The organism is Flagellimonas abyssi, assembly GCF_019457905.1.
Lineage (GTDB): Bacteria > Bacteroidota > Bacteroidia > Flavobacteriales > Flavobacteriaceae > Flagellimonas > Flagellimonas abyssi.
In genome coordinates, this window is sequence record NZ_JAHZSV010000005.1 from 240,434 (window position 1) to 251,933 (window position 11,500).

General features: G+C 39.7%; 11 protein-coding genes and 1 other RNA gene. 4 read left to right on the forward strand and 8 right to left on the reverse strand.

Features of this window, described 5'->3' with window-relative positions:
- Positions 1 to 170: 170 nt before the first annotated feature.
- Positions 171 to 1,445, forward strand: coding sequence for a serine hydroxymethyltransferase (gene glyA / locus K1F36_RS06145; protein ID WP_220113016.1), 1,275 nt, complete (start codon positions 171 to 173; stop codon positions 1,443 to 1,445).
- A gap of 17 nt (positions 1,446 to 1,462) precedes the next feature.
- On the opposite strand, the gene K1F36_RS06150 is transcribed toward glyA, so the two are convergent.
- The 7 genes from K1F36_RS06150 to K1F36_RS06180 all read right to left on the reverse strand — a co-directional run bounded on the left by K1F36_RS06150 (position 1,463) and on the right by K1F36_RS06180 (position 8,308).
- Positions 1,463 to 2,128, reverse strand: coding sequence for a hypothetical protein (locus K1F36_RS06150; RefSeq protein WP_220113017.1), 666 nt, complete (start codon positions 2,126 to 2,128; stop codon positions 1,463 to 1,465).
- A gap of 180 nt (positions 2,129 to 2,308) precedes the next feature.
- Complete coding sequence (locus tag K1F36_RS06155) at positions 2,309 to 2,977, reverse strand: response regulator (RefSeq protein ID WP_207033215.1); 669 nt, start codon at positions 2,975 to 2,977, stop codon at positions 2,309 to 2,311.
- A 28-nt stretch (positions 2,978 to 3,005) separates the two neighbouring features.
- On the reverse strand, positions 3,006 to 5,093 hold the full coding sequence (locus tag K1F36_RS06160; RefSeq protein WP_220113018.1) for a tetratricopeptide repeat-containing sensor histidine kinase: 2,088 nt from the start codon (positions 5,091 to 5,093) through the stop codon (positions 3,006 to 3,008).
- A gap of 337 nt (positions 5,094 to 5,430) precedes the next feature.
- Positions 5,431 to 5,601, reverse strand: coding sequence for a hypothetical protein (locus K1F36_RS06165; RefSeq protein ID WP_220113019.1), 171 nt, complete (start codon positions 5,599 to 5,601; stop codon positions 5,431 to 5,433).
- A gap of 137 nt (positions 5,602 to 5,738) precedes the next feature.
- A complete protein-coding gene (locus K1F36_RS06170) occupies positions 5,739 to 6,473 on the reverse strand; it encodes a LytR/AlgR family response regulator transcription factor (protein WP_220113020.1) in 735 nt (244 codons plus the stop codon).
- Between the two features lie 399 nt (positions 6,474 to 6,872).
- Positions 6,873 to 7,265, reverse strand: coding sequence for an acyl-CoA thioesterase (locus K1F36_RS06175; protein WP_220113021.1), 393 nt, complete (start codon positions 7,263 to 7,265; stop codon positions 6,873 to 6,875).
- Positions 7,265 to 8,308: a glutaminyl-peptide cyclotransferase gene (locus tag K1F36_RS06180; RefSeq protein ID WP_220113022.1), complete on the reverse strand. Its 1,044-nt coding sequence runs from the start codon at positions 8,306 to 8,308 to the stop codon at positions 7,265 to 7,267. Before K1F36_RS06180 ends, K1F36_RS06175 begins: the two co-directional genes overlap by 1 nt.
- A 98-nt stretch (positions 8,309 to 8,406) precedes the next feature.
- On the opposite strand from K1F36_RS06180, the gene ffs reads away from it, so the two are divergent.
- The 3 genes from ffs (at position 8,407) to fsa (ending at position 10,035) form a co-directional block, all read left to right on the forward strand.
- Positions 8,407 to 8,505: signal recognition particle sRNA small type (gene ffs / locus K1F36_RS06185), an RNA gene on the forward strand.
- A gap of 24 nt (positions 8,506 to 8,529) precedes the next feature.
- Positions 8,530 to 9,339, forward strand: a complete 810-nt coding sequence (locus K1F36_RS06190) for an SDR family oxidoreductase (protein ID WP_220113023.1) — start codon at positions 8,530 to 8,532, stop codon at positions 9,337 to 9,339.
- A gap of 39 nt (positions 9,340 to 9,378) precedes the next feature.
- Positions 9,379 to 10,035, forward strand: a complete 657-nt coding sequence (gene fsa / locus K1F36_RS06195; RefSeq protein ID WP_207033230.1) for a fructose-6-phosphate aldolase — start codon at positions 9,379 to 9,381, stop codon at positions 10,033 to 10,035.
- Positions 10,036 to 10,094: 59 nt separating this feature from the next.
- Here the strand turns inward: fsa and K1F36_RS06200 are convergent, their stop codons facing one another.
- Positions 10,095 to 11,483 carry a TlpA family protein disulfide reductase gene (locus K1F36_RS06200; RefSeq protein WP_258538956.1) on the reverse strand — a complete coding sequence of 463 codons (1,389 nt, stop codon included), beginning with the start codon at positions 11,481 to 11,483 and terminating at the stop codon, positions 10,095 to 10,097.
- Between the last annotated feature and the right edge of the window lie 17 nt (positions 11,484 to 11,500).

Below are 11,500 nucleotides of genomic sequence, written 5' to 3' on the forward strand. Positions count from 1 at the left end.
TGTAGTATATCTTCAATAAAAACCCTTTTAAATGGAGGGCTGTACAGGATTTGATTTTTTCACAGAATTGTTAATTGCCGTTTAATAAAATTACATCTCAACCTTATTTTTATAGATGGAAATCCCCTTTCAATTCGTAATTTTACGCCCTTAATTAAACAATGGGCAACATGCAACGAGACCAGAAGATTTTTGAACTTATAGCACAAGAAAAGGAAAGACAGTTGGAGGGTATTGAACTAATAGCTTCCGAAAACTTTGTAAGTCCGCAAGTAATGGAGGCTGCAGGCTCCGTGCTTACGAACAAATATGCCGAAGGATATCCCGGAAAGCGCTATTATGGCGGTTGCGAAGTTGTTGACCAAGTGGAACAATTGGCCATTGATCGTGCCAAGGAACTTTTTGGGGCAGCTTATGCTAATGTACAGCCCCACTCGGGTTCACAGGCCAATGCATCTGTTTACCATGCCTGTCTGAATGCAGGAGATAAAATTTTAGGTTTTGATTTGTCCCATGGAGGGCATTTGACCCACGGTTCACCCGTAAATTTCTCCGGGAAATTGTACAATCCGGTTTTTTATGGGGTTGATGAGGAGACCGGCATGTTGAACTACGACAAAATTCAGGAGATTGCGGACAAGGAAAAGCCCAAATTGATCATTGCCGGTGCTTCGGCCTATTCAAGGGATATGGACTTTAAACGATTCCGTGAGATTGCAGATAGTGTCGGTGCTATTTTGTTGGCCGATATTTCGCATCCGGCTGGTTTGATAGCCAAAGGTATTTTGAACGATCCCATTCCACATTGCCATATTGTTACCACAACTACCCATAAAACCCTACGTGGCCCACGTGGCGGTCTTATTTTGATGGGAGAGAATTTTGATAATCCATTCGGCATCAAACTAAAGAATGGAAACTTGAGAAAAATGTCAGCTTTGTTGGATTTGGCTGTGTTCCCAGGGAATCAAGGAGGACCTTTGGAGCACATCATCGCTGCCAAGGCCATTGCCTTTGGCGAAGCACTTACCGATGACTATTTGCACTACATGGTTCAAGTGAAAAAGAACGCTGCTGCCATGGCCAAAGCTTTTATGGACAGGGATTACAAAGTAATTTCCGGAGGTACGGACAATCATATGATGCTGATAGACCTACGGAACAAAGATATTTCTGGTAAAGAAGCGGAAGAGGTATTGGTAAAAGCCGACATTACTGCGAACAAGAATATGGTGCCTTTTGATGATAAATCACCGTTCATCACCTCTGGAATCCGTTTTGGTACTTCAGCCATTACCACTAGAGGTCTCAAGGAGGCGGATATGGAGACGGTTGTGGGCTTTATTGATGAGATCATCACCGATGCAGGGAATGAGAAGAAGGTAGCTGAAATAAAACAAAAGGTCAACGACTTGATGAAATCGCGACCTTTGTTCAGTGCTTAGTATTTGCTAGTGGAATATTATTCGAAGAGGAATATGCTTTCCTCGTAAAATTTCTTTTGTTGGAGAGAATAGATCAAGGCTTCGTGCTCTTGGTTCCCTTTATCAAAATATAGCCCCCAGTAATTATCATAGCTGGTCTCTATATTCACCTTGAAAGGGTCGTCTTCTATGGATGTGTCCTCAAAAACCGGCACAAAAATTTCATAAGGCATTTCAGTCAATCCTTTGGTAAAATAAACAAAGTGTTTGCCAACTAATGTCAATATATTGCTTGCATGCTCGGGAATACTATGTCTGTACAATCTCGAAATGATTATTGAAGTATCTTTAAAATGCATCGAAAGCTCCATAATATCAGTTGGATAGGCACTCTTTTGGTTAAGCACTTGAAGTGCTTTGTTAAGAGAGGAAGAAATGTTGGAACGGCTTTCCTCGGCAAAGTTATACCCGCCCCAATCGCCATTGTTGAAATGCCTTAAGCATTCGGCAATTCCAAAATTGTGAAACAAATCTATAATAAGGTCCGTTCTATTGTTTAGGGAATCGTGTTTGCACTTTACTTTTGCGGTCGCAAAAAAATACTTTTCTAGAACTCTAAGAAAATCGTCCAGTCCATCTGTGGCCTCATAGGTTTTTGGACCAGCGTACTTATAATTTTTTTTTGATCTATTTGAAGATGACATGTGGTGTTGATTGAATTCTTATATTCTTTCAACATAAAGTTAGGATGAATCTTTTGCATGGGATTACAGATTATCCTTAAAAATTCTAGGGTTTTCCCCTTGTTTGTAAGATTTTTTTGAAAAAAATATTGAAAACGAACCACAGAATCGAGTTGAGGCCAATTTTTTGGACAGTGATCACTAAATAAAACCTCTGTTTTTTGCAGCCAATATAAGGGCCAGATCATTTTCGTTCTCTGTTCCGAATAGGGTCTTTAAATGGCGTTTTCTGTTTTCAATGGAAGAGGGGGAAAGCCTGATAAACTTCTCAAGGTCTTTGTTCTTGGTTCCTTTGGATAAATGATAAAGAATTTGTTTATCCTTCTCATCGATTTCTATATCATTGGCCATTTTCTTTCTAATGGCACCAAGAGCTTTTGAAGAATAATACGGTGGGTCCAACATTATGGTCTTGACCGCATCTTCAAGTGTTTTGGGGTCAATATCAGTCTTTACCAAATACCCGTCCGGGTCAACTGATTTTAAGATACTATTGATTCTGAAATTGTCACTAAAAGAAGACATGAAAACGATTTTGCTACTGGGCACAATCTTACGCGCCAAAATCCCCAAATCTTCACCTGTGTAGGGTTGATCTTCGTTCGGGGCGAACAATTGTACATCCAAGAACAAAATATCATACTGAAAGGTACTCACTGAATCCTCTATGAGCTTTTTGCCCGCATGATAGGAAGTCGCCGTATCCACAATAATGTTATAGCCGTCAAAATTAATGCTCTCCAGTATAAATTTATACCCGAGCATAGTCATTTCGTGGTCGTCTATGGCCAGTATTCTCAATGTTTTCATGGTAGGTTCTATTATTGTATCTGGGGAACTAAGCATTTATTAATTTATGTTCTTCAGGTGTTTTTACATCCGTATATTTTGCGGGGATTAGAATTTTAATAGAAGTTCCCTGGCCCCGTTTACTGTCAATATCCAGAGTTCCTTTTATTTTTTTGACCCTTGAAACAATATTCCTAAGGCCAATTCCTTTTTTCTTTTTGTTTACATCAAAGCCAACGCCATCATCTGTAATGATCAACTTTAACTTATCGTCCATAGCATGGAACGATATGGTAACATGTTGACTTTTGGCATGTTTTACACAGTTTTTCAGCGATTCTTGAATAATCCTGTAAGCATTGATCTTAATGTCCCCCAATAAATCGTCCCAATGTATTTCAGGGTCATAAGTAAAGGAACACGTAATGCCCGAAGATTTTTCAATCTCCACGATCATGTTTTCAAGAGACACAATAAAATTATGAAATTTTTTGTACGCCGCATGGTTCAGTTCGTGCGAAATGGTTCTGATTTCTTCTTCCAGCTCTTGCAGTTTTTCGATAAGCCCAGCTCGTTGCTGTATGGAAGCTGGGTCATCACGTTCGTTGAGTCCACTTAAAATGAGGCGTATTCCCAGCATTTCACCCAATATCCCGTCGTGTAGTTCTTCGGAAATCCGTTTTTGTTCCAATTGCTTCCCTTCCTCGAACTTACCTTGTTGAGAAAGTAGGAGGTTGTAAATTTCTTGGTTGCTTTCCTGTTGCTTTTGCTTAAATTTTAACTGATTGTTGTTTACGTACAACGAAACCATGAGCATGAACCCTACACCGAAGATAATCAGTAATATAGCGGAGTATACCCACACCTGCTTTTCTTTGGTCAGGATTTGGTTTTCCTCGATAATTTCGTCCGTTTCCAATCGTATCCGTGCAAATTTGTCTCTCTTGGTGCGTTCTTCCTCGCTTATGGTTTCATTTAATTGATAGTATTCTTCGGCATAGGCAGATGCTTTGGCAGTATCAAGCTTCGTTAATAGTTTTAGCGCATCCAACGAACGGTCGTTGTTATAAGTTTCTCTAGCTATGGCGTAGGACTCTTTGGCCTGGGCAATGGCTTGTACGGTATCTCCTTTTGTGGCCAATACTTCGGCGTAGTAGTAATGGAGCCTAGCCTGATCATAGAGATCTCCGGTTGCAGAGTTCATTGTAAAGGCCTCCCTTAAAAGTTCTTCAGCTTTTTCGATATTCTTATCAGCTTTGAGAAGGGAAAACGCATAACTTCCAATTGCTTTTTCGTAAGTCTGCGGTAAACTCTCTTTTAATTCATGGTTAGCTAGTAATTCAACGAACGCCTCTTTGGCCTTTTCAAAATTCTCCTCATTGAGATAGGTGCTGGCAATATTATTTTGGATTTTCCATATTAATTGGGTTTTATTTTCTCTATTCGATTTTGCAATATAGTCCTTCGCTTTTTCATAAGACTCTATTGCCTTTGAGCTATTACCCAACCCATTGGCCAAAATACCCAACACATTGTATGCATTATATAATCGATAATCATCTCCCAGGTCATCAAAGATTTCTATGGCGGCTGTGGCACTGGCTTCCCCGCCCAAATAATCCTTATAGGAATCCTGGACCCTGGCCATACCGTAAAACATTCTTGCCATTAGCGATTGAGAAGTTGAATCCTTTGGTAGCTTTTCAAAATTTTCCAAAGCTTTTCGATAATGGTAAAATGCACTGTCCATGACTCCTTCATTTTCCATGAATGAGGCAAGGTCCCAATAAGAGTACCCTAATATCTTGTTGGCCTTTACTTTTTTGGATAATCTTAAGAGTTCAGCATTCGATTTTCTAAAACCCAAGGAGTCCTTTAACTTCATATAGGTTAGTGAAACCTGCGAGAGCTGTTCCAGTTTGGTGGTGTCGGATGACATTGCTAACACCTTGGCTTCAGCATCTCTTAGATACGCTTTGCGGTCTTCGAGGGACAATTCCTTGGAGGTTTTGGCAATATTCAATAGTTCTTGGATGGTATTTACCTCGGGGTTAGAGGTAACATTTTTCTCTTTTGGCCGTTGCTGGGAGCATCCCAAAAGAAGTATGCTTATTAGTATAAGTATTCCGTTTTTCAAACTGATTTGGTTCGTTTATATATCCAAGGTAACAAAAAAAGCCCCAAATTTTTAGTGTTTGGGGCTGAGTTGTATGTTCAATATCAATTTAAAGTTCCCGACTATCGTTGACAGTTTGCTCTAATCTGATTATGCTGTGTTTTAAAAATCCGGCATGCACCTGATATTTAAGTAACTTTCTTTGATAATGCTTTAGATTCTCGTTTTTATTTAGGGACGTATAGTTATTTTGTATTGATGATTCGTCCTTTTGATTAAAAAGCAAAATTAACAAAACGGGAATTAAAGCTATATTTCGTACTAAGTTGGTTATTGTATTACAATCCATTTATGATTATTAATTGTCACCACGACCATCTTGCTCAGATACTTCACCATCAGTTGCATTTTGATCTACTGTCAATTGCTCGAACATTGCTTCGGTGTCCTGTACATCTGTTTCGGCTTCACAAGAGTAGAATCCAACTGTTAGTAATGCCACTGCTAAAATGCTAAGTAATTTTTTCATAATGATAAGTTTTGGTATGAATATTAAGTTTATGCAGCTAAAGTACAGGGCATTTTAAGCCAAGGAAGTATATATCTAAAGGGAGTAGTATTCTAAGGAAGTCTGTTAGAATTATGCGGTAATCTGCAAGAATTTTGCTAATTAAGGGCTTTTGTCACTGTTTTGGAGAGCATTTCTTTCAATTGATCCACCTTGTCTTTGTAAGTTTTGGAAAACGGGAGTTCCTCTTCTTCTCCTTGATTTAGGCTACAAATGGACTTGCCGTAATTGATACGGGAAACATAGCGACTATTAAGAATATAGCTCTGGTGCACGCGTATGAAATCCTTTGGAAGTTTATCCTCGAAAGATTTCAAGGTTTTAAAGGCACTTATCACGGTACCATCCTTCATGTAGAAATCCGTGGTGTTGTTGTCGGATTTAAGATAAAGGATGTTTTTGGTATCCAAATACCTATAGTCCTTATAAGATTTAAGGCAAATGGTAGATGGAGTATCTTGTTTTGGATACAGTTTTCTTAATCTTAGTATTGTCTTTCTCACATCAAACTCATTGTGCGGTAGAATCCAATAATCAAAAAAACCACTCTTAATGGCATTGTAAGCGTACTGCTTGGTCTTTGCATACCCTATTATAATAGGAAGCGTTTGCATGTACTGGTTCAGTTCCGTTACCATCTGAAAGTAATCCATACCATCTTCACCAAGGTTGATGAGCACCAAATCCGGATTATATTTTAAAATAGAATTGAGTCCAGCGGAAGCCGTGGTGTCCACACCTGCACATACCAAATCTTCGTACTCATCCAAATAGAGTTGTAGTTGAAGCTTTGAGGTCGCATCGGAGTCGATTATGTTGTAGGTGTATTCCATGTGCAATTTGCTGATTGCAAGTTACTAACGCACAAAAAAAACTCATTGCAGTTTTCCCTTAAAAAAACTATGGGTTTCCCCTTAAATCGAGCTATTTTCCTACACTTTTCCCTAAAAAATCGTTAAAACAGATTTAATTGTAAATTTTCACCTCATCTTTTTGGAAGGCTTGAACGTAAAAAAATGGTTGTTTCAACAAGTATTGGAATTTAGGAAAATAGGGAAGGTAAAATGGTCAAGGTTGCGTGTAATAGGTTCAACAAATAGGTTTAGTTTACGTTTGGTTCACTACTATATTACGATTTGTTGTCCCGGTTACAAAATTTTTGACAAGTGTATTTTAGGATATAGGGCTATATTTCGATGAAATACAGCATCTTACAGAGGTTTGGCCGGGGTTTAGTCCATGAAAAGGGCCTCAATGTCTTCTGGAACGCGTTTAGGACGAAAGGTTTTGGCGTCCAATAAGCACCATTCCGTAGCCGCTTTTACCAAGAGTTCACCTGTAGTTTTATTTTTGATTTCCACCACCCTCGTAGAAATAGGGCCTTTGTTGCTTTTGATATAAGTTTTCAGTAAGATGGTGTTTCCCAACACGGCCGATTTATGATAAGTAATATTATGGTTCCTTACAACCCAAATCATGGATTGTTGGATTTCTTCGGAGGTAACATGTTTCCAATGTTTTTTGGAAATATCCTGAATCCATTCTACATACCGAATATTGTTTACATGGTTCAGGTCGTCCAAATCGCTCGGGACTACATCAAAAACTTGGGAATAGGTCTTCATTACTCTTTTTTACGGATTTTGACCTCAAAAAGCCTGTCCCAGTTTTTGCCAGTCACAAAAAAGGTTTCTCTTTCTGGGTGATAGGCCACTCCATTCAACACAGAATTGCCTTCGTCCCATTCCGGTCCCTTGTTCACCTTGTTTTTGAGCCCCCCAAAGTTGATGACGCCCTCAATGGCCCCTGATGTGGCATCTATGATCATCATACTTTCCTTTTGGTAAACATTGGCATAGATTTTACCATTTACGTACTCTAGCTCGTTGGCCATATTAAAAATGGATTTGTTGGTGGCCGTTTCAATATAGCCTTGTTCTTCCAATGTTTCTGGGTCAAGAAGCCATATTTTCTCAGTGCCGTCGCTTTTGAAGATTTTGCTGCCATCGTTGCAAAGGCCCCATCCTTCGCGGCTTTTACCATAGGTAAAGTTTTTGATTTTCTCCAGATTGGATATGTCGTAAACAAAACCCATCCCGCTTTGCCAGGTAAGCTGGTAAAGCTTATCATTCATTATGGTAATGCCCTCCCCAAATATGGTGTTGTCCATATCGATTTGCTGAAGGATTTCGCCAGTCTCAAAATTTAGTTTTCTAACGGAGGAACCGCCTCTTTTCCCTGTGCTTTCGTACAATGTCCCATTATTAAATTCCAAACCTTGGGTGTAGGCACCGGTATCATGGGGGTAACTATCAACAATCTCATAGGTGTATACTTCTGGCGCGGATGCGGCCAGCAACCTCATATCCTTCTCAACTTCTACAGTTTGGTCCTCAATTTTGAACTTGGCCACCAAGGTTTTGTTGCCTAGAGTAGGTAGGTCCAAGGTCAATTTTCCATTTTCAATGGCCAGTTCCTTTCCATCCATATAATAATGTAGGTCGGAAATTTCGATGTCCTTTTTGTTCTTTAGGGCAACACCTACTTGTTGGTTTTGCTGTATCGCTTTGTTTTCCAATTGAATGGAAAAATGTTTGGCAGGGTCGGCACTCCCTCCGCATGCTAAAAAGAAGAGCAATGCCCCTGAGATGGAAAATAATTTACCCATTGTTCTTATTGCTTGTGTCATAAATCGTTAATCGTGAAACACCGAAATTAAGAATCAATTGGGATTGCCACAAATATAAAAGGTCGTATATTTGCAACCGGCAAGTCCTACACGACCAGCTCCTGCAGAATCCCCCAGGGCGGGAACGCAGCAAGGGTATGTGGTCGTAGCGGTGCGATGTAGGTAGCTTGCCTTTTTTTGTACCCAAAAATCAGATGATCATGGATAAAAAAGTTGTGCTGATCACCGGCGGTTCTTCAGGTATTGGTAAATCCATCGGAACATATTTGACCCAAAAAGGATTTACCGTTTATGGCACTACGCGAAATCCAAAAAATTACCCAGACTTTAAGGCATTCGAACTTGTTCAATTGGACGTAAAGGATGTGGAAAGCATCCAAAATGCCGTTTCCCACGTTATTTCTAAGGAAAGCAGATTGGATGTGCTCATCAACAATGCAGGTGTGGGCATCACCGGGCCGATAGAAGAAACTCCGCACGAAGAGATTCTTCACGTTTTTGACACCAACTTCCACGGCCCCGTACACGTGATGAAAGCCGTTTTGCCGCAAATGCGCAAACAGGGTGGTGGAACCATCATCAATATTACATCCATTGCTGGTTATATGGGATTGCCCTTTAGAGGTTTTTATTCCGCCACCAAAGGTGCTTTGGGACTTATTACCGAGGCGCTCCGAATGGAGACCAAGGATTTCGGGGTGACCATAACCAACGTTGCCCCTGGAGACTTCGCCACCAACATAGCTTCGGGCAGGTACCATTCCCCGGTAATCAAGGGGTCTGCTTACGAGGAGAAGTACAGTCAAACCCTAAAAGGCATTGATGAGGATGTGGATAGCGGTGGAGATCCCATTCAAGTGGCTGAGGCGGTTCACAGGATCATCAACCAGAAAAAACCTAAGGTGCATAACCCAGTTGGAGCGTTTTTACAAAAGTTTTCCCTTAGATTAAAGAATGTTTTACCGGACAAAGTCTACGAAAAATTACTCCTCAACCATTATAAGTTGTAATTTTACACGTATTAGCGAACAAATTATAAATACTTAGAAATGAAGTTTTTTATTGATACTGCCAATCTTGATCAAATTAAGGAAGCCCAGGAATTGGGCGTGTTGGATGGTGTGACCACCAACCCTTCCCTAATGGCGAAAGAGGGTATTACAGGAAAGGATAATATTTTAAAACATTACGTGGACATCTGCAACATTGTTGATGGCGATGTTTCTGCTGAAGTTGTTGCCACCGATTTTGATGGAATGGTGAAAGAAGGCGAGGAGCTGGCCGAACTGCACGAGCAAATCGTAGTTAAAGTCCCTATGATCAAGGATGGTGTAAAGGCATTGAAATATTTTTCAGATAAAGGCATTCGTACCAACTGTACTTTGGTCTTCTCACCAGGTCAGGCGCTATTGGCGGCCAAAGCTGGAGCAACTTATGTTTCTCCGTTCTTGGGCAGATTGGACGATATTTCCACCGATGGTCTTAACTTGATTGCGGAAATCCGTTTGATTTATGACAACTATGGGTTCGAAACTGAAATTCTGGCCGCATCTATCCGTCATACCATGCATGTTATTGACTGCGCCAAATTGGGTGCCGATGTTATGACAGGCCCATTATCTTCTATTGAAGGATTATTGAAACATCCATTGACCGATATCGGGTTGGCCAAATTTTTGGAAGATTACAAAAAAGGAAATTCCTAATACAGGAATTTAGATAAAACCAAAAAGGCCCTGGATTATAGATTCGGGGCTTTTTTTATTTATAGGGAAGTGTAAAGATTGGCAAAGCCATCTACCACAACGGAATCTTTAGTAATGACACATTTGTTAAGACCATCAATGATCATGGCCATTTGTAGCTCCTTAAAATTTTCTCCGTAGAATTGCTTTTCCTTATCCAAATTGTTCTCGCTCATGAGTTGTTTCCACTGCGAGTGACTGGTTCTTAGATTGATGCCCAAAAAGTTATGATTCGGATATTTTCCTTCTAACTCAGCAATATGCTTGCTTATATTTCTAAAGTGTCCTTTTTGTCCTGCCGTCCAGAAATAGAAAACGGTATTTTCTTTTTTACCGACTAAATCCTTTAATGATATTTTCTCATCATTGAAATTTAAAACTGCAATATCCGGGATGGTATTGTTGGGTTGAAGATTTTGTATTCCCTTGTATAAAAGCTCAATCTCTTGCTCATGCTCCTCATTTGTGGATAGCGTCTTAAACTTATCTATAAAAGCTACGGATTCCGTATCAGGATTATGTTCCCACTTTAAGTAGTCTACGGCAATATTCCGGAAAAGATTGTTTCTCAATTCCTTTTCAACAACAATACTATCTACAATGGCAAGCTTGTGTTGGTTAAAGTGCAAACGGTCGCTTACGGGTTTTTTGTTGCTGGAACAGTCATCCAGGCAGGTCATGTACGAAACGTTGCCTATATACCATTTCATGAAATCAAAATAAGGTTTTAAATAGGTTAAATCCTTATTGTTGAAATCTATCTCTTTCCGATAACTGTAAAATTCGTTGCTGAGATCGTGTATGGTCTCTTCCCCTGTTTTCTTTTTATGATAGAAGGGGTACTTTTCCTTTGTGATAAACGTATTGTAATACACAGAAGCCTTGCCCATGGCCAAAGCTTTTGGGGGCAATTGGTCGTCGGAACTCAATTCGTTCAACAAGTCCAATTTGTCCTTGTGTAGGGAGTCGATTTTTTGGCTGAAAGCCTCAGGGTCTAAACTATAATAATCTTTTATCAGTTCCTCGTCACTTTCATTTTGTAAAAAAATTTCAATCAGAAAGTTGTTGATTTCGCTTCCTTTTCCAGAAAACACAAGTGATTCATCAAACTCTACCGTATTAAGACGTGCAACAAGACTGTCTCCCTTGCTCAAATACACATATTGAAGTTCAGGTGTGTGGTCAAAGTGATACAAGCCATCTTCTAAGGTGTCTAGCTGAAAAGAAAAGTGGTTTTTTTCATCGAGCTTTACCGAATCCACAAAGTTATCTTTGTGGTAAAGAACCACATAATCACTTGTAGGGTTTACAATTTCACCACCAAAAAACACAGTGGAATTGTTCTCAGGGGCATCTGAGCACGATACAATTGAAGAAATAAAAGTGAGGCTTAGTAAAAATCTTACCATATATAGATACCAATCTA